This window comes from Photorhabdus heterorhabditis (assembly GCF_018448905.1).
GTDB classification, from domain to species: domain Bacteria; phylum Pseudomonadota; class Gammaproteobacteria; order Enterobacterales; family Enterobacteriaceae; genus Photorhabdus; species Photorhabdus heterorhabditis.
In genome coordinates this window covers 53,115-71,989 of sequence record NZ_RCWA01000023.1, presented here as the reverse complement: position 1 = coordinate 71,989, position 18,875 = coordinate 53,115, and the positions used below count along the sequence as shown (strand labels likewise).

The 18,875-nt window shown below is 40.9% G+C and carries 18 protein-coding genes and 1 pseudogene; 13 read left to right on the top strand and 6 right to left on the bottom strand.

Translation table 11 applies throughout. The annotated features are described in order from the left end of the window. From EAE89_RS23655 to EAE89_RS14715, 5 genes are all read left to right on the top strand, one after another. Positions 1 to 633: endonuclease toxin domain-containing protein (locus tag EAE89_RS23655; protein WP_479687599.1), on the top strand; the 633-nt coding region annotated here is incomplete at its 5' end. Further along, positions 633 to 1,133: a contact-dependent growth inhibition system immunity protein gene (locus EAE89_RS14730; protein ID WP_054479924.1), complete on the top strand. Its 501-nt coding sequence runs from the start codon at positions 633 to 635 to the stop codon at positions 1,131 to 1,133. The genes EAE89_RS23655 and EAE89_RS14730, both read left to right, overlap by 1 nt. Before the next feature lie 163 nt (positions 1,134 to 1,296). Beyond that, entirely contained in the window at positions 1,297 to 1,797 is a 501-nt protein-coding gene (locus EAE89_RS14725) for a contact-dependent growth inhibition system immunity protein (RefSeq protein ID WP_054479925.1), read from the top strand. 147 nt (positions 1,798 to 1,944) lie between these two features. After that, positions 1,945 to 2,529 carry a contact-dependent growth inhibition system immunity protein gene (locus tag EAE89_RS14720; protein ID WP_214086137.1) on the top strand — a complete coding sequence of 195 codons (585 nt, stop codon included), beginning with the start codon at positions 1,945 to 1,947 and terminating at the stop codon, positions 2,527 to 2,529. 80 nt (positions 2,530 to 2,609) lie between these two features. Continuing rightward, positions 2,610 to 2,870, top strand: a complete 261-nt coding sequence (locus tag EAE89_RS14715; RefSeq protein WP_214086136.1) for an antitoxin — start codon at positions 2,610 to 2,612, stop codon at positions 2,868 to 2,870. Between the two features lie 41 nt (positions 2,871 to 2,911). Here the strand turns inward: EAE89_RS14715 and hemL are convergent, their stop codons facing one another. Further along, the gene (gene hemL / locus EAE89_RS14710) at positions 2,912 to 4,195 is read right to left on the bottom strand and encodes a glutamate-1-semialdehyde 2,1-aminomutase (protein WP_214086135.1); all 1,284 of its coding nucleotides are present in this window, start codon (positions 4,193 to 4,195) and stop codon (positions 2,912 to 2,914) included. Between the two features lie 49 nt (positions 4,196 to 4,244). Further along, positions 4,245 to 5,030 (bottom strand): DUF1460 domain-containing protein, encoded by a 786-nt coding sequence (locus EAE89_RS14705; RefSeq protein WP_214086134.1) that lies wholly within the window; start codon positions 5,028 to 5,030, stop codon positions 4,245 to 4,247. Between the two features lie 341 nt (positions 5,031 to 5,371). Here EAE89_RS14705 and erpA point away from each other — a divergent pair, with 341 nt between their 5' ends. Next, positions 5,372 to 5,716 (top strand): iron-sulfur cluster insertion protein ErpA, encoded by a 345-nt coding sequence (erpA, locus tag EAE89_RS14700; RefSeq protein WP_036772078.1) that lies wholly within the window; start codon positions 5,372 to 5,374, stop codon positions 5,714 to 5,716. A gap of 90 nt (positions 5,717 to 5,806) precedes the next feature. Here erpA and btuF read toward each other — a convergent pair whose 3' ends face one another. Further along, entirely contained in the window at positions 5,807 to 6,634 is an 828-nt protein-coding gene (gene btuF / locus EAE89_RS14695) for a vitamin B12 ABC transporter substrate-binding protein BtuF (protein ID WP_054479929.1), read from the bottom strand. A 97-nt stretch (positions 6,635 to 6,731) separates the two neighbouring features. Continuing rightward, positions 6,732 to 7,433, bottom strand: a complete 702-nt coding sequence (gene mtnN, locus EAE89_RS14690) for a 5'-methylthioadenosine/S-adenosylhomocysteine nucleosidase (protein WP_054479930.1) — start codon at positions 7,431 to 7,433, stop codon at positions 6,732 to 6,734. A gap of 251 nt (positions 7,434 to 7,684) precedes the next feature. On the opposite strand from mtnN, the gene dgt reads away from it, so the two are divergent. Then, positions 7,685 to 9,214, top strand: a complete 1,530-nt coding sequence (gene dgt, locus EAE89_RS14685; RefSeq protein ID WP_214086133.1) for a dGTPase — start codon at positions 7,685 to 7,687, stop codon at positions 9,212 to 9,214. Between the two features lie 4 nt (positions 9,215 to 9,218). Here the strand turns inward: dgt and EAE89_RS14680 are convergent, their stop codons facing one another. Beyond that, positions 9,219 to 11,549, bottom strand: coding sequence for an ATP-binding protein (locus EAE89_RS14680; protein WP_214086132.1), 2,331 nt, complete (start codon positions 11,547 to 11,549; stop codon positions 9,219 to 9,221). Positions 11,550 to 11,603: 54 nt separating this feature from the next. Here EAE89_RS14680 and rlmD point away from each other — a divergent pair, with 54 nt between their 5' ends. The 6 genes from rlmD to EAE89_RS14650 all read left to right on the top strand — a co-directional run bounded on the left by rlmD (position 11,604) and on the right by EAE89_RS14650 (position 18,583). Beyond that, positions 11,604 to 12,935 (top strand): 23S rRNA (uracil(1939)-C(5))-methyltransferase RlmD, encoded by a 1,332-nt coding sequence (rlmD, locus tag EAE89_RS14675; protein WP_214086131.1) that lies wholly within the window; start codon positions 11,604 to 11,606, stop codon positions 12,933 to 12,935. A 140-nt stretch (positions 12,936 to 13,075) separates the two neighbouring features. After that, a complete protein-coding gene (relA, locus tag EAE89_RS14670) occupies positions 13,076 to 15,307 on the top strand; it encodes a GTP diphosphokinase (protein ID WP_214086130.1) in 2,232 nt (743 codons plus the stop codon). Positions 15,308 to 15,468: 161 nt separating this feature from the next. Beyond that, complete coding sequence (gene mazG, locus EAE89_RS14665) at positions 15,469 to 16,248, top strand: nucleoside triphosphate pyrophosphohydrolase (RefSeq protein ID WP_054479935.1); 780 nt, start codon at positions 15,469 to 15,471, stop codon at positions 16,246 to 16,248. A 107-nt stretch (positions 16,249 to 16,355) separates the two neighbouring features. Then, the gene (locus EAE89_RS24405) at positions 16,356 to 16,670 is read left to right on the top strand and encodes a TauD/TfdA family dioxygenase (protein ID WP_214086129.1); all 315 of its coding nucleotides are present in this window, start codon (positions 16,356 to 16,358) and stop codon (positions 16,668 to 16,670) included. A gap of 8 nt (positions 16,671 to 16,678) precedes the next feature. Further along, positions 16,679 to 17,563 carry a hypothetical protein gene (locus EAE89_RS14655; protein ID WP_214086128.1) on the top strand — a complete coding sequence of 295 codons (885 nt, stop codon included), beginning with the start codon at positions 16,679 to 16,681 and terminating at the stop codon, positions 17,561 to 17,563. Between the two features lie 360 nt (positions 17,564 to 17,923). Beyond that, positions 17,924 to 18,583 carry an AAA family ATPase gene (locus EAE89_RS14650; protein ID WP_214086127.1) on the top strand — a complete coding sequence of 220 codons (660 nt, stop codon included), beginning with the start codon at positions 17,924 to 17,926 and terminating at the stop codon, positions 18,581 to 18,583. A 159-nt stretch (positions 18,584 to 18,742) separates the two neighbouring features. Here EAE89_RS14650 and EAE89_RS14645 read toward each other — a convergent pair. After that, positions 18,743 to 18,875: pseudogene (locus EAE89_RS14645) on the bottom strand (Imm52 family immunity protein); the annotation flags it as partial.

Genomic DNA, 18,875 nt, shown 5'->3' with positions numbered 1-18,875 from the left:
AAAGCCGAATATGAACAAGCGGGTCCAGAGGGAGCCTATAATGCGGGGCTGGAGATAGGAAAACTGGTCACTGGAATAGTCAGTATGGCTGGTGGTGGCTTGGGGGCGGTCAAAGGGTCTACATCTGGCGCAGCTAAATTATCGAAAATCATTTCAAAAGATCCACACCCAGCAGTAGACATCCGTCGAGTATATCGGGTAGAAAAAGATGGTAGTCAGACCCAAATGGCGTGGGGAGAAGGGAACTATAAGCAGGGGTATCCTTTTGAGGACTTTGTTGCTACGCAGATGCCAGCAGGTTCTCGACTGCCAGAGAATTTCAGGACGTTTGATTTTTATGATCAGAAAACAGGGATAGCTACCAGTGTTAAGACATTGGATACTCGTACAGCAGCGAGGATCAAAGACCCAAAGCAACTTTATTCTTCCATAAAGGGGAACATTGATTCAGTGGTAGATTTTAGTGGGTATGTTAAAAAGGGTGAAGAAGTAACATCTTCGATGATTTCACAACGAGAAATTCGCATTGCTGTACCAAAAGCGACTACGGTAAATCAGTGGGAGCAAATTAACCGTGCAATAGTTTATGGTGCGGAAAAGAATATTAACGTTAAAATTACGGTGGTGAAATAATGAGTGAGATTTTTAAACGATGGAAAAATGCTAGATGCGTATTTAATGGCGATTTCTACTCAGTAACAGCTTATTCTGGTTACCGTTCACTTAATTTAGATACTTCGAGAGGAAACTATATGTTAACTGCTGATGTTTCTGATGAGAAGTTAGGTGTTGTAATTCTGAATGCTCTTTCTAAAAGTCGGCTGATTGATCCCGATGATAATTTTTTTGACAATGAAAGAAAGGCTGAGAGATATAAAGAATGGGTTAAATTTTTAATGGAAACTTACAATTATCGTTCAAAACGTCAGCTTTTTAAAAAAATGCATAATTGTGGAATCCAATTGCTTGATGGTCAAATAACGATAAGGCCATCTCACCATGAAAAATTGGAAGGTTGGTCTGAAGATGGTATTTCTGAATCTGATCATGTCATAATTTCTGCAGACAGTTCCCCTGAGGAAGTTGGTGCAGCATTACGGCTAGCTTTTTCACGTTGCAGAAGTTATGTTTGACGATAAAGAAACAGTTTGTTTTTACATTGATTATTCATGATTTTTGATTTAGAGAATTAATTAATATGGACACGTAATCACTATTATGTGTCCTCTAATTATCTCAAAGATATTCAAATAGTTATTAAATGAGCTTGACCGCTAAAATTACAGTGGTGAAATAATGAATACAGATTTTGATCAAGGACTGAATGCGAGCGCTAAGTTTAATGGTGATTTTTACTCTGTCAAAACTTATTCTGGGTATCGACTGCTTCGAGCTGATCCCCAAAGTCACGAACATGTTCTATCTCCCGATGTAACTGATAGCCAATTGGGTAGTGCCGTTTTAGATTCACTTTCTAAAAGTCGGTTGGTCGATCCTGATGATGATTTTTTCGACAATGAAAGGGCAGCTGAGCGATATAAAGAGTGGATTGAGCATTTAATGAAAGTTTACAATTACCGTTCAAAACGTCAGTTATTTAAGAAGATGAACAGTTGTAATATCTGTTTGTTAGGTAGCGTTATAACTATCTCGCCTTCTGGTCACGAAAAACTTGATCTCTGGACAGGAAAAGGCATTGTTGAATCTGATAATGTCGTCATTCCGGCAGACAGTTCCCCTGAGGAAGTGGGTGCGGCATTACGATTGGCTTTTTCGCGTTGCAGAAGTTATGTTTGACGATAAAGAAACAGTTTGTTTTTGCATTGATTATTCATGATTTTTGATTTATAGAGTTAATTAAGATGGACACGTAATCACTATTACGTGTCCGCTAATTATCTCAATCTTTGATTTATAAGATCAATTTAAAATGGAATGGCTATTATGAGTTTCCTAATTATCTTAAAAAGGCTCAAACAGTTATTAAATTTTCCTTACCGTCGAAGTTACGGTAGTGAAATAAAGAGTGAGATTTTTGAACGATGGAAAAATGCTAGATGCGTATTTAATGGTGATTTCTATTCAGTACAAACCTATTCAGGCAATGGCTTATTGGGAGCAGATCCCTCAGGAAGTAATTATTTATTACAGCCAATTGTATCTGATCAAGAGTTGGGAAAGGCTGTGCTTGATGCTTTATCAAAAAGCAGACTAATCCCACTGGATAAGTATGGGGATTATTTTGATCATGATGCAAATGACAAACAGTATAAAAATTGGATCACAGAGATGATGGGATCTTATGGTTATCGCTCAAAACGTCAGTTATTCAAGAAGATGAACAGTTGCAATATTCGCTTGTTAGATGGTGTGATAACTATTATGCCCTATGGTCACAAAAAACTTGAGCTTTGGACAGGACAAGGTATTGTCGAGTCAGATTATGTCATTATTCCAGCAGATAGCTCCCCTGCGGAAGTGGGTGCAGCATTACGATTGGCTTTTTCGCGTTGCAGAAGTTATGTTTGACGATAAAACAATGGTTTTGTACTGATTAGTCATGATTTCTAATATGCTTTGATATATACCAATCAATATCAGGAGGTTGTATGAGTCAAAAAGCTAAATTATTTATGGATGGGAAGAGTCAAGCGGTACGTTTGCCAGCAGTTTATTGGTTTGACTCTGATGAAGTTTTTATTCGAAAAGATCCTGAGACAGGAGATGTCATACTGTCCTGTAAGCCACACGATTGGGCCGGATTTTTTGCGGCATTGAAAGGAACAACTATTCCCGATGATTTTCTGAGTAAAGATGAGCGGTGTCAGCAAGAACAATCTTGTGACCTATTCGAAGGATGGAAAGAATAAGCGCCGTAAAAATACGGCGCGATTATTTGAAAATAAAGCAATTATTTCAGTCGGGCAAAGCAGCGAGCAGCTGCATCAACAGTACGCTGAATATCTTCATTAGTGTGAGCAATAGACATAAAACCCGCTTCAAATGCAGAAGGCGCTAAATAAACTCCTTCATCAAGCATCAGGTGGAAGAAATGTTTAAAACGCTCAATATCGCAATTCATTACATCCTGATAGCAAGTGACGGTTTCTGCATCAGTAAAGAAAATGCCAAACATACCACCGACATGGTTAACCACCAGAGGAATACCGGCTGTTTTCGCTGCTTTCGTCAGGCCGGTAGCCAGATTATCCGTTAGCTCGGTTAAACGTTGATGTACACCGGGTTGAGAAACTTCTTTCAGACAAGCAAGGCCAGCCGCCATTGCAATCGGATTGCCGGATAGGGTTCCTGCCTGATAAACAGGGCCAATTGGTGCTAATTTTTCCATTACTTCATGACGTCCGCCAAAAGCGCCAACGGGCATGCCACCGCCAATGATTTTGCCAAGGCAAGTTATATCGGGTTCGACACCGTAATAAGATTGTGCGCCGGAGAGGGCGACTCGGAAACCTGTCATCACTTCGTCGATAATCAGCAGAGCGCCGAACTCATCACACAGCTCACGCAGACCGGGTAGGAATTCTGGTTGTGGCGGTACGCAGTTCATATTACCCGCAACCGGTTCGACAATAATACAGGCGATCTCTTGCGGATATTTTTCAAACGCTGCTCGAACTGAACGCAAATCGTTATAAGTACAGGTCAGCGTATGTTTGACGAAATCAACTGGAACCCCGGGCGAGTTGGGTTGGCCGATAGTCAGGGCGCCAGAACCGGCTTTCACCAACAGACAATCTGCATGGCCATGATAACAACCTTCGAATTTGATGATTTTATCGCGGTGGGTATAGCCACGGGCCAGACGGATCGCACTCATGGTCGCCTCTGTGCCTGAGTTAACCATGCGTACCATATCCATGGATGGCACCAGTTCAGTCACCAACTGCGCCATTTCCACTTCGGCAGCTGTGGGTGCACCAAAACTCAAACCTTGCTCTGCGGCTTTGATAACAGCATTACGGATAGCGCTGTGGTTGTGTCCCAGTACCATTGGCCCCCAGGAACCGACATAATCGATATAGGCTTTACCATCAACATCATAGAGATAAGCGCCATCAGCATGTTTGATAAACAACGGAGTACCGCCAACACCATTAAATGCACGTACCGGAGAGTTGACACCGCCGGGAATAAGTTGCTTTGCCTGAGAATAGAGGATGTCGGATTGGCTCATGAAAGGCTCCTGAATCTATTTTTAAGTGAGTTTGTCGTTTGCCCCCGGATTATAATGCTCTTAGAACGATAATTCCGGGTTTATTCTTGACGTACTCAAGAAATGGCGAATCGACAACTTTTTTATTCGCAGCCAGTGAGGAGGCATTCCTAAGCATTGGGCCATGATCTGTCATAATAAAAATCCCGGTATGTGTAACATCCAACCCGGCAAGATGGGTATATATTCCTATATAATCGCCGGTCTTTAAGTTCTTAATAACGGAATCGTTGACCTTATCACCTGGAATATATTTAATATCTCTTTTGATAACACCCAATCCGGGGATATATTCGCCGCCATCAGCCTTTCTATTCAGGCTTTTTGTGATTGCTATGTAGGAAGAACTTATTTCATCTGTTACATCTTTGGCATTTAATTTTTTTCTGGTTGACCAGTCGGTAAAGAAATGTTTTCTTTGCAAGAAGTTAATTTTTCCGTCGATATACCTTGTCTGGATGAGTTTTTCGATAAAATCATTTTGGTCGTTAGATTTTCTGAGAGATTCTACGTAGTCAAGAAAAGTAAAACAGTCCAGCCCGCTAAAATCTATAACCAATTTTTCAGGTTCCGTAGGAGAACCGATCAGTTTGTTTGCAGCGTAAGGCGTGTTCAGGAACTTATAAGAGACATTTTTTATTATTTCACCCGGATTGTCTTTATTGGCGGGTTTTACCTGATTTTCTATAATGTTATTAATTTTTTTCGCGGTATCATTGTCAATATCAACTTGTCTGCTATGAGCTGTACATCCCGCTAGGGTGGCAACCAGCATAAGTGGCAATATTTTTCGCATAAAAACTCCCTATTGTTCCTTTGATAAACATTTAGCAACTTAACTAATAATCATAATAAATCAATATTTTTTCCTCTTGACTGTTAATTGATTAACGGATGGTTTAACTATATACCCGTCATCTTTCAAGTTGCTTCTTTGTTGGCTGCGTTCACTTGCCGCCGCCCTGCAACTTGAAATCTATTGGGTATAGGTGACAGTTTTTTAGCGGTTCGGGGGCACCGATAATGACAAAACTTGAACGAACTCATCAGGTATTGGATAATTCGAGTTATTCATGATCGGCGAATTCTGTGGTTTTCTGAATATTTTTGCCGGGTTCCGGTTTGGAGTAAAAAATGATGAGCAATGATATGGCGTTACCTTTACAGTTTACCGATGCTGCCGCCAATAAAGTGAAAATCTTGGTTTCGGATGAAGAGAATCCGAATCTGCGTTTACGGGTTTATATCACAGGTGGCGGTTGCAGCGGATTCCAGTATGGTTTTACCTTTGATGATCAGATCAATGAAGGGGATATGACCATTGAGAAACAGGGGGTAGAGCTGGTTGTTGATCCAATGAGCTTGCAATATTTGGTTGGCGGCTGTGTTGATTATACCGAAGGTCTGGAAGGTTCACGTTTTATTGTTACCAACCCTAATGCGAAGACAACCTGTGGTTGCGGTTCTTCTTTCAGCATCTGATTCTGGGCTATTTGTTTCCCGTAATTGGGTCTGAATGATATGACCCATTTGCGGGAGTCCTCTGGCAATCTTATTAAATGTTTTGCTTTATCAAGAACCCTTGTCGTTTAATTGCTGGCATAGCTGTTCGGCTGCCAGAACGATGCGCGGCCCTGCGCGGTGAAACCAATCTTCATTTAATGTAATCACTTTGGCATGCAATTGTGGGTGCCAGAAATTTTTAATTAATTTGATCTGCTCCTCTCCACCGCTGATAACAATCATTTCAGGTTTTCGAGTGAGCACTTGCTCACGACTTACCTGTGGCCAGGGAACAGGACTGTTAGCAAAGATATTTCTGCCACCGCAGATGGAAAGCACTTCACTTTGTAGTGTATGTCCCGAAGCAGTAAACAGAGGATGAGTGCCGAATTGTAAAAAGACCGGTTTTGGTGCTGTAGAGGCATATTTTTGTTTCAGATCGGCAAATCGCTGGCGAAGTTCAGTCGCCGCCTTTTTTGCCTGTTCGGGATGTGGACTGTATTCAGCCAGTCGTTCTAAATCCTGAGCTATTTGCTCGGTGGTTTCAGGATCGGAATAAAAGATCTTAATACCAAAAGAAGCGAGTTGTTCCAATGGGCGCTGGGGATTACCTCCCCGCCATGCCAGAATAATATCGGGTTTAAGGGTAACAATACGTTCCAGGTTAATTCCCTGCCAGCTAGCCACTTGTTCAAGTTTACTGGCTTGAGGGGGATAATCAGAATAAGCACTGGCCGCGATCAAATTGTCGCCTAACCCGGCGGCATAGGCTAATTCTGTGGTTGATGGGGATAAACTAATCACCCGCAGAGGCTTGGCATACAGCGAATAACTGAAACCATTGAGAAACAATAAAAGCGGTAACCAAACTGAACTTAGGCTTTTTATCCATCTCATTAAGATGTGCTCTCTGAAATATAAATATGTTGCTGAAAGACACGCCCTTAAGATTTCCCGGAAATATCCAACAGGGCGTGATTCTATCGGTAATATCTTATTTATTTTTGCCCAATTCAGTCAGCATTGCGTTAACCATTAATGTGGATTGGCGGGCTGCCACCGAAAGAAATTCATCAAAGCTGAGATGAGATTCTTTATCTGCGACATCGGAGATAGCGCGTACAACAACAAACGGGGTGTTGTATTGTTGGCAAACATGCCCTATCGCTGCGGCTTCCATTTCTACCGCTGTGACTTGTGGGAAATTAGCCCGGATACGTGCTAGTGGCTCTGCACCGTTAATAAATGCATCACCGCTGCAAATTAGCCCACGTATCGCATTCAGATTCAGGGAATGAATACACTTTTCTGCCAATGTGATTAGCTGGCTATCCGCCACAAAAGCGGGTGGGCATTGCGCCATTTGTCCCGGCTCATAACCAAAAGCAGTCACATCAGCATCATGATAGCGAACTTCGCTGGATACCACGATGTCACCAATTTGCAATTGCGGATCAAGACCACCGGCTGAACCTGTATTAATAATCACATCGGGATGACAATGTTCAAGCAGCAAAGTCGTACCAATTGCAGCAGAAACTTTACCAATACCCGATTTTAACAGTGCGATCTCCACGCCGTTGAGTTTACCGGTATAGATCTCGCAGCCACCTTGTGACAGTGTCTGGCAATCTTCAATTTGATCACGCAGTAAAGTCACTTCTTGCTCCATAGCACCTATTACGCCTACTTTCATTATGTCATACTCGCTGTTGATTAATTAATCATATATACCCGTCATCTTTCAAGTTGCTTCTTTGTTGGCTGCACTCACTCACCCCGGTCACATAGTTATCTATGCTCCCGGGGATTCGCTCCCTTGCCGCCGCGATGCATCTTGAAATCCATAGGGTATAAAATCATTCAGTTCTTGAGTTTAACATCGAATACGGAATAATCAGATAATCTGTGATGTAAAACAGTGCTATCTCACAAGTCGGGGGATCAATGTCTGGAATAGACTTTAGTCAGAAGCTTAATTACCAACGTAAATACAGTCAGTATAATGTTGATCCTAATAATGAAGAGCAAGTTATTCGCCAGTTTGAAAGTGATCGCGGACGGATAATCAATTCAGCGGCTATTCGCCGTTTGCAACAGAAAACACAGGTTTTCCCGCTGGAACATAATGCTGCCGTTCGCAGTCGTTTGACCCATTCATTAGAAGTGCAGCAAACTGGGCGTTATATTTCGAAAACGATTATTAGTGAATTAAAATCGCGTGATTTGTTGGTTCATTACGGGTTGGATAAACGTCTGTTGCCATTTGAAAGCCTGATTGAAATGGCCTGTTTAATGCACGATATTGGCAATCCACCGTTTGGTCATTTTGGTGAAGCTGCGATTAAAGATTGGTTTGCCAGAAAACTCGATCCTAATTTTGACCCGGAAAATATGGGGCGTAAAGACCAATGTGAAATATTGGCATTGCATTTGAGCGGTGATGTGAAAAAAGATCGCTTCCGTCGTCAATTGCGTAAAGATTTATGCCAGTTTGAAGGGAATGCTCAGGCGATCCGTATGGTCCACAGCCTGCTAAAACTCAATCTGACTTATGCCCAAATTGGCTGTATTCTAAAATATACTCTGCCCGCTTTTCGTCTTGAAGAAGGACTGGAACAATTTAATTACCTGATGAAAAAACCGGGTTTTTATTGGTCGGAAGAAAATTTTGTCCGCGAATTACGTTGTGAGCTTAAAATGGGCGAATTTTGTCGCTTCCCGCTGACTTATATTATGGAAGCCGCAGATGATATCTCTTATTGCATTGCTGATCTGGACGACGCTGTTGAAAAAGATATTTTTGGCGTGGATATGCTGGTGGAATATCTCAAACAGGAGTGGCAAGAAAGTGGCGGTCATCAGACTGGGGATCTATTTGAAGTAACTATTAACAAGGCTTATAACAGAACTCGTGGTAACAAATTATTACGCCGTAGCCGGCAAGACCAATTCTTTATGGATCTAAGGGTTTATATTACCGATAAGCTTGTGCCTTATACTGCCCATCGTTTTATTGATCATCTGCCTGCGGTTTTTGCGGGGACATTTAATCAGGCATTGCTTGAAGATAAGAGTGAAGAGCATCGGTTACTTAAAACGTTGAAAAGTGTTGCTTGTAAAAGGGTATTTAATCATCCAGAAGTTGAAGAGCTAGAGTTGCAGGGATACAAAGTGATTAATGGGCTACTGGATTTTTACTACCCATTATTGAAAATGCCCCGTCAGCATTTTATGGAATTAAACCAGAATAATTGTCACGAAAAGTATTTTATTGAAACCCGGCTGCTACACAAACTGTCCACTAAACATCGTCTGGCTTACAGCGAAGCGGTGGAAGGGATTATCGCCACTGATGAATCTGAAAAAGATTTGATAGAGTTCTATTATCGCGCTCGTCTTATTCAGGATTACATCAGTGGCATGACAGATAATTATGCCTATGAAGAGTATTGCAAATTCACAGTACGTAATTAATGCTTCAACCGTTGTTTAATATTTTTTGTGCGGCGGTGAGGACATTGTCGATTTCATCTGTCAGTTCCAGTAATTCAGGTTCTATATCCTTGGATAGAACACCTTTTTGTAATTGTTTTTCAATCAATTGGCAGAGTGCTTTTAGTCGTGGCACGCCGCTATAACAGCAACTACCGTGCAGTTTATGGATCTGTTGCGGGTAATCTTCAACCATTTCCCCTGACAAAACTTTTTCGGTCATTGCTTTGATATCCGGCAGTAAATCTACCAGCATTTGCAGCATATCCAGCGCAAGTTGCTCTTTTCCTGCGGCCTGTTGCAGAGCTAACTGCCAGTCAATATGTTGTGATTCGTGCATTTTGGCATAGCGGTTGAGTACGGACCTTAGACAATTTTCATCCAGTGGTTTGGTCAGAAAACCTTTAAATGGTAATTGAATTGCATCAACCTTGGGCCGACAGGTATAGGCGGTGACCGCAATGATCGGGGTATTACGGTGTTGTGGTAACTGATGGATGTGTTCAGAAGTACAGATGCCATCCATACCCGGCATATGAATGTCCATCAGAATAACATCAAAGTGGTGAGCCTTGGCCGCTTGCAAAGCTTCTTCTCCACTGCTGCACAGAACTGTTTTTTCCACGATTTCTTCTAGTAACGAGCCTATCAATTTGAGATTAGCTGGATTGTCATCAACCGCCATGACTGCTATGGGTAAATGTAGTGGATGGGGACGTGCTTTTTTGGGCACAACAGACCCGGTTAGAATGAAATCATCTTTTTCCAGCCATAAATCAAAATGAAAAACAGAACCTTTGCCCGGTTCACTGGTAAAGCTGATATTTCCGCCCATTTCGCGGATCAGTTTCTGGGTAATCACCAGACCAAGGCCGGTGCCACCATAACGGCGAGAGATACTGGCATCTGCCTGATGAAAAGCTTGGAACAGATGTGGCTGCTGTTCAGGGCTGATACCGATACCTGTATCACTGACAGTCATTTCTAAATTGATTTTATTGTGTTGCTGTTGTGTCAAATTAATTTTTATTTCTACTGAACCTTGTTCAGTGAATTTAATCGCATTACTTATGATGTTGGTTAATATTTGCTGGAGGCGCGTAGGGTCTCCTATGACTAAATTCGGTATTTGTGGATCAACACTGTGAGTAAGCTGAATGTTCTTATTTTTGGCGCTAGGTGTCAGTAAAACAATAACTTCATCAATAGTATCTTGTAGGAGAAATGGAATGTTTTCTAGTATTAACTTGTCAGCTTCAAGTCGCGAGAAATCCAATATATCATTGATAATATTTAGCAAGTGATTGGCAGAACGCTCAATAATATACAGATATTCAGTTTGTTGCATTGTCAGAGATGTTTTTAGGGTTTGGCGGGTAAAACCAATGACACCATTCAGTGGTGTCCGTAATTCATGAGACATATTGGCCAGAAATTCTGTTTTTATTCTGGCTGCTTCTTGTGCTCGTTTCTTCGCTATTGCTAATTCAACATTCTGAATTTCGAACTGTTCCATTGTTTCCCGCAAATCCGAAGTTGCTTGAGCAATGTCGTGCTGCATCTCTTCTTTATAGCTAGAAAGGGATTTTGCCATGGCATTAATGCCATTTTTTAGCGTATCGAGTTCACCAAAATACTTTCCGCTGACACGGCTGTTTAACTGTCCCTGACGAATTCTATCAACAGTACAGACTATTTCGCTGATAGGTTTCGTGATTTTACGAACCAAATAGTAGGCAAATAATGATGCTCCACTAAGGCAAATGATTAAGAGTAATATAAAGATAGCGATATCTCTATATCGCTGTAAGTGAGCGGAGCGTAAGTCAAGATCAATGGCGATATAACCAATGGGATGCAGGGTCGGGGAATTTGGAGTCTGTTGATTTTTAGATAAGTGATGCTCTGAGATAATTGGCATACGTAAAATAATGCTGTTTTTGATCTCCATTTTTGCCAGAGTGATTGGCAATGGGGTATTTGGTGCGATTTGTAGCTGGGTTGAATCGTATTTATAGTTTGATATATCAAATAGCTGATTATCATCATTAAAAATGGCAATGGCCCGAACTATCTCAGAATTTCTGCGGTGAAGCCGGGTTATCAATGAATTGACACGTTCACGATTATGTAGGTTGATGCCAATTTCACTGGCAATGGAAAGCGGTTCAATAATACTGATTCCGGATCGGACGATCTGGTTTTTTATTTCACTATAGTGGTAATAGATAAATGATACACTGAGAAACATACCAATCAGTAAAGTTGGACCCAGGATCAGGCTCATCATTCGGATGAGTAAGCTATATTTGGTCATAGGCGTCTATGTGTGGGAAAATAAGGGCTTAATAACTCATAGTCCATAAGAATCATGGTGCAATTTTATTCCCCCAATCGCCGAACAATAAATCGACATATCATCACAGTCACTGCGGATAATCTGGATGCTCAGGGGCAGGGTGTAGCTCGTCATCAAGGTAAAACCATTTTTGTCGCTGGGTTATTGCCCGGCGAACAGGCACAGATACAACTAACAGAAGAAAAACGCCAGTTTGCAAAGGCAAAGCTGGTTAAGCGTCTTTCTGACAGTCCGTATCGTGTGAATCCCCGTTGCCCGCATTTTGGCGTATGTGGCGGTTGTCAGCAACAACATGTTGCACCTGATTTACAACGTGAGAGTAAAGCCAGCGTTTTGGAACATCTTATTCGGCGGGAAACCGGTGTCACTGTCTCTGCTAAGCCTGTGATTCTCAGCCCGGAATATGGTTATCGGCGCAGGGCAAGACTTGGTTTACAGTATCAAATGAAACAACGTCAACTGGTGATGGGGTTTCGGCAGAATCAATCTAATGAAATCGTTGCTGTAAAAAGATGTCCGGTTTTACAGCCGGAATTGGAACAGTTATTGCAACCATTATCTCAGTGTCTGAATAATCTGAAAGCAGCGAAACGGTTGGGACATGTGGAGCTGGTGCTAGCAGATAATGGGCCATTGGTGATATTGCGCCACCTTGATCCCTTGAGAGGGGAAGATAAGGAAAAATTATGCACGTTTGCGGTGCAACATCATGTGGTTGTCTATCTGATGGCAGATGAAACGACACTTGAACCATTGAATAAACTGTCGGAACCCTGGTATCAGGTGGACGGATTAAAACTGGTGTTTAGCCCCAGAGATTTTATTCAGGTTAATGATACGGTAAATCAGCAAATGGTTGCTCAGGCAATGGCATGGCTCGATTTACAACCCAATGACAGAGTCCTTGACCTGTTCTGCGGTATGGGGAATTTCACCTTGCCTATTGCGCGGAAAGTGCAGTCTGTGGTCGGAGTGGAAGGGGTTGCCACGCTAGTAGCGAATGGGCAATATAATGCCAGATTAAATAATTTGGATAACATATCTTTCTATCATGAAAACTTGGAAGCTAACATACATCAGCAACCTTGGGCGAAACTGGGATTTAACAAGGTGTTATTAGATCCGGCACGTGCGGGGGCAGCAGAAGTAATGTCACACATCGTCAAGCTAGCCCCTGAAAAAGTGGTTTATGTCTCTTGTAATCCAACAACATTGGCGCGGGACAGTAAGACGCTGCTTGAGGCTGGCTATCATATTATCAGTGTGCGGATGCTGGATATGTTTCCGCATACAGGTCATCTGGAGTCAATGGCGCTATTTAGTCGCATAGATTGCGGCGGATAGTTGCTATATATCCAATAGATTTCAAGATGCATTGAGACGGCAAGGGAGTGAATTCCCGAGAGCATAGATAACTATATGACTGGGGTGAGTGCAGCCAACAAAGCAGCAGCTTGAAAGATGAAGGGTATATGGGAGAGATTATGGTTGCGATAAGAAGTGCTCATTTAACCCCTGCGGGAGAGTTTGCAGTACATAAGTGGATCGCGAGTTTAAATATCGTGCATCCTCAATTGAGTGAGAAATTGGCCGAAACCTGGCGTTATTGTTACGAAAAAGCGCAAAATCATCCTGATTCAGAACTTCTATTATGGCGTGGCGTAGAAATGGTCGAGATCCTTTCCACGCTGAGCATGGACAGTGACAGCATGCGTGCTGCATTACTGTTCCCGTTGGTTGATGCCAAATTACTCGATGGGGAAACAGTCACAGCAGTGTTTGGTGGTGCGATTACCGATCTGGTGAAAGGCGTCATGGAAATGGATGCTATTCGTCAGTTGAAAGCCACTCATAACGATTCAACCTGTTCTGTACAGGTTGATAATGTCCGTCGCATGTTATTGGCCATGGTGGAAGATTTTCGCTGTGTTGTCATCAAACTGGCGGAGCGGATTGCGCATCTGCGGGAAGTCAAAGAAGCGGCTGAAGATGAACGGGTATTGGTTGCTAAAGAGTGTTCCAATATTTATGCACCATTAGCTAATCGTCTGGGAATTGGTCAACTCAAATGGGAACTTGAGGATTACTGCTTCCGTTATCTCCATCCTGATGAATACAAAAAAATTGCCACTCTATTGCATGAACGTCGAATTGATCGTGAGCAGTATATTGATCACTTTGTCAGTACATTACGTAAATATATGCTCAAAGAAAACGTAACGACTGAGATATATGGGCGACCTAAACATATCTACAGCATCTGGCGCAAGATGCAAAAAAAATCACTGTCATTTGATGAGCTGTTTGATGTTCGGGCGGTGCGGATTGTGGTTGAACGTTTACAGGATTGTTACGCGGCTCTGGGAATAGTACATACTCACTATCGTCATTTACCGGATGAATTCGATGATTATGTTGCCAACCCAAAACCCAATGGTTACCAGTCTATCCATACAGTCGTGCTTGGGCCGGGAGGGAGGACACTGGAAATTCAGATTCGTACCCGTCAGATGCATGAAGATGCTGAATTAGGGATTGCTGCCCATTGGAAATATAAAGAGGGGGCAACAGCGGTTAATCGTGCGGGGTATGAAGGACGCATTGCATGGCTGCGTAAACTGATCGCATGGCAGGAAGAGATGGCCGATTCTGGCGAAATGCTGGATGAAGTTCGCAGCCAGGTGTTTGATGATCGGGTATATGTATTTACACCTAAAGGGGATGTTATTGATCTCCCAGCGGGTTCTACGCCACTGGATTTTGCTTATCATATTCACAGTGATGTAGGGCATCGTTGTATTGGGGCGAAAATTGGTGGTCGTATTGTGCCATTCAGCTACCAGTTGCAGATGGGCGATCAGATTGACATCATCACGCAAAAACAGCCGAACCCAAGCCGCGACTGGCTGAACCCAAACCTGGGATATGTCACGACAAGCCGTGGCCGGGCGAAAATTCATAACTGGTTCCGCAAACAGGATCGGGATAAGAACATCATTGCTGGGCGTCAGATGCTGGATAACGAACTGGCACACTTGGGTATCAGCTTAAAAGAAGCAGAAAAGCTACTCATTGTCCGTTATAACGTCCACACACTTGATGAAGTCTTGGCAGGAATTGGCGTGGGTGATATCCGTATCAACCAGTTGGTTAACTTCCTGCAAAGCAAATTTAATAAAACGACTGCGGAAGATGCAGATCGGGAAGCGCTTCGCAATTTAGAAAGCAAACCCCATGCACAGCGTAGTTCTGCTAAAGACAATGGGCGGATTGTGGTAGAAGGTGTAGGTAATTTGATGCACCACATAGCGCGTTGTTGCCAGCCAATTCCGGGGGATGAGATTGTTGGTTTTATTACCCGTGGGAGGGGAATATCTATCCATTGGGCAGATTGTGAACAACTGGCAGATTTGCAGGCAAATGCCCCTGAAAGGGTGGTGGATGCGGTCTGGGGGGAGAGTTATTCCAGCGGTTACTCATTGATTGTGCGTGTTATTGCGAATGATCGTAGTGGATTACTGCGTGATATCACCACGATCTTAGCGAATGAAAAAGTCAATGTGCTTGGGGTTAGCAGCCGTAGTGATGTAAAACAGCAGATTGCTACCATTGATATGAATATTGAGATTTATAACCTGCAAGTATTGGGGCGGATACTGGCGAAAATCAATCAGTTACCAGATGTCATTGAAGCTAAACGTCTTCATGGCAACTGACAGCAAGAAAATTGGGATAAAAAAATGAAATCATTTGCTATATACCCTATGGATTTCAAGATGCTTCGCGACGGCAAGAGAGCGAATCCCCGGGAGCATAGCGAACGCTGTGACCGGGGGGAGCGAGTGCAGCCAACAAAAACAAAGAGACAACTTGAAAGATGACGGGTATAGAACGGTTACTGGAGATTATGGCGCAGTTGCGCCATCCTCAGCAGGGATGCCCTTGGGACAAAGAGCAGACATTCAAAACGATTGCACCTTATACGTTAGAAGAGACTTATGAAGTTATCGATGCTATTGAGCGCGGTGATTTTTCTGATCTGAAAGAAGAATTGGGTGATCTGTTATTCCAGGTCGTGTTCTATGCTGAAATGGGCAAAGAGCAGCAATTATTTGATTTCGATGATATCTGCAATGGGATCAGCGACAAACTGGAACGTCGGCACCCGCATATTTTCGCTCAGCAGCAGAATATCAGCAGTGATGTGGCTGTTAGTGGTTGGGAGAAACAGAAAGCGCAGGAAAGGGCACAAAAAGATCTTCATTCCGTCTTGGATGATATTCCTGTAAGCCTGCCAGCGCTAATGAAAGCCTATAAAATGCAGAAACGCTGTGCTTCCATTGGTTTTGACTGGGATACTCTGGGTCCGGTGCTGGACAAAGTCTATGAAGAGATAGACGAAGTGATGGATGAAGCTCATCAGGCAGTGGTTGATGAACAACATCTGGAAGAAGAGATTGGTGATTTACTGTTTGCTGCTGTGAACTTGTCCCGTCATTTGGGGTACAAGCCTGAACTTGCATTGCAGAAAGCATGTAATAAGTTTGAAAATCGTTTCAGAGAAGTGGAAAAGCTGATCCGGCGTCAAGGCCATACATTGGAAACGGCGACATTGGAAGAAATGGAACAAATGTGGCAACAGGTTAAGAAACAATAGCTTGAAAAAATAGCCTGAAAGCCAGAAATTTTATTTTTTTGAGAGGAAAATTTATTTTGAATAAATTTTCCTGAGTTTAGTTTGAAAAAGAATTAAATATTTCTCAATTGGCTATTCTATTATTTAACAATGAATATCTTTCTCATTTTTCTAGTGATAAGTCTTTTCAAAAAAGAATATTTTCAAGAATAGAGGATAAAGTTGGAATATCGTTTTCACCATTACTCAATAATTTTAAATGCACGGAAGCGGTTTACTCAATGCTTATGGATATTAATATATTTATACATCAAAAGGAAAATCAATACCGATTGCATTTAAGGGAAAATCAATGTATTGTGTTTAGTAATTATTTGTATTTACATTCCAGGACGAAATTTCCGAAAGACTCACAAAGGACGTTGTTTAGATTTTGGTTTTAGAGGGTTGTATGAATTTAATAATAGCTGATGCATTGGAGTATAAAGGTAGGATAAAAAAATTTGCGTCCGGGAACAAAAATGTCATTATATTTCTTTGTTTCTTATTACTCCCGGCAAAAGCCAGTGGTGTAATTGAGTTCTTAATTATCTTGTCTTCGAATATTGTTACTCCAGAGAACTACATCAAATCGTTTTATTTCTCTTCCATATCCTTAATAATCTATGTGTTATTTTATTTGGTTAATATAAGGTTTTTTCCCACAGCGAGGAAAAATTCAATTGTTGTTTCTTTGGTAGATAAAAAAACATTGTTTCTTTGTAGTATCATTTTTTTCATTTATAGTGCTTTCCCGATGGTTATTTTCTTTTTTTTAGGTTTTTTTTCTGGAAATGCTAATTCTTTATATTATTTTTCATCTATGTTGTTTTTGATTGTTTCTTTTGCTGTCATTGGATTTTGCTTGTTTGAGTTAAATTTATTATGTTTTCTTTTGGTTGCTGCATTCTTTATTTTCTCTGCATCATTGAGAAATGGAGTATTGTATAATTTTATTTTTACATTGGCTATTTTATTAATAGCGTTTAGATTATATTTAAATCCTGTGTTATTTCACTCAACCAATCAAAATAAAAAGTTGTTTTCATCAGGATTATTTTTATCACCTTATATTGTAAACCTACGATATCATTTTCATAAAAATAAAACATCGTCATTTGTTATGTTATTATCTGTTCTGATTTTATATATATTATGTGAAAGTGCATTTTCTCAAATTCCAGCCAAGGCTGATTATATATTACTAACATATTTCAGTGTTGTTATCTATATATACCCAATAGATTTCAAGTTGCAGTGCGGCGGCAAGAGAACGCATCCCCAGGAGCATAGATAACTATGTGACTGGGGTAAGTGAACGCAGCCAACAAAGCAGCAGCTTGAAAGATAAAGGGTATATGCACGTTATTGTTTTATAATCTCTCATATATTGAAATAAATCGCCTTTCATATTTGTCTAATTTTTTGTCTATGCGAAAAATTTTACTTTATAATTATTTGGTTTCTTTGTTTTTATTTTCTGTTTTAAGCTCTTCTTTTTGTTTTTTTGTTGTTAAATCATTTCCTGTTATTATGTTTATATCCTATATTTTTCTTTCAGTTATTCTCTCATTTATTTCTTTACTGAGAACTCAGTATACGAAACTTATTATTCTTTGTATTATTGTCTCTTTTACATACTTTTTTGGGGTTATTTATGCTTGAAGTTGTTGGATTGGAAGTGGTTATTAATGATAAGACTATTCTTTCAGGAAGCAATTGTAATTTTCATGTGGGATTAAACCGTGTTGCTGGAGTTAATGGAGTGGGTAAAACGACTTTTCTTTCAAGTATTGCGGGTATGAATAAGGTTAAAAAAGGAATGGTTAACTTGATAAAAAAGGAGAAAAAATATCGATTTAGTTTACAGAAACATGGTTTTTACGTCTCTGATAATGTTGATTTTTATAACTTTATTACTGGAATGGATGTGATAAAGCTATGCAAACGTTATAGGAAAAATAATCTAAGACATCAATTAGATTACTATTTAAATGGTTTTGGCATATCTAAATATTCTGGTATTGAATATGGGCAAATGTCACTTGGCACAAAAAAGAAATTCTTATTGACCTCAGCCTTTATTACGGATGCTGATGTCTATATTTTTGATGAACCCACAAATGGCCTTGACTCAGATTCTATAACATTTTTAATAGAATTGATGATTTCTCTTGCAGAAGAGAAAATTGTTATTTTTAGCTCACATGATGATAGCTTTTTGCCGGGATTAAATTTCACTACCTATGAAATATACCCAATAGATTTCAATTTGCAGTGCGGCGGCAAGAGAACGCATCCCCAGGAGCATAGATAACTATGTGACTGGGGTAAGTGAACGCAGCCAACAAAGCAGCAACTTGAAAGATGAAGGGTATAATGGTAATAAAATAATACAGCATGGGAAATAAAACATCCTGATGAGTAAGAATGTAGCGTTGTCCGAATGTAAAAACATAAAACAACGCAATTACCGTTAAACCTCAGTAATTAATGGCAGTAATCCCAAATTCAACAACTGAATTTCAATATCATTGGCTTTATCAATATCATCCTGATTTTCGCCGTCAAAAATGCCTTGTTTGGTGATAATTAATGTCCCCAATTGT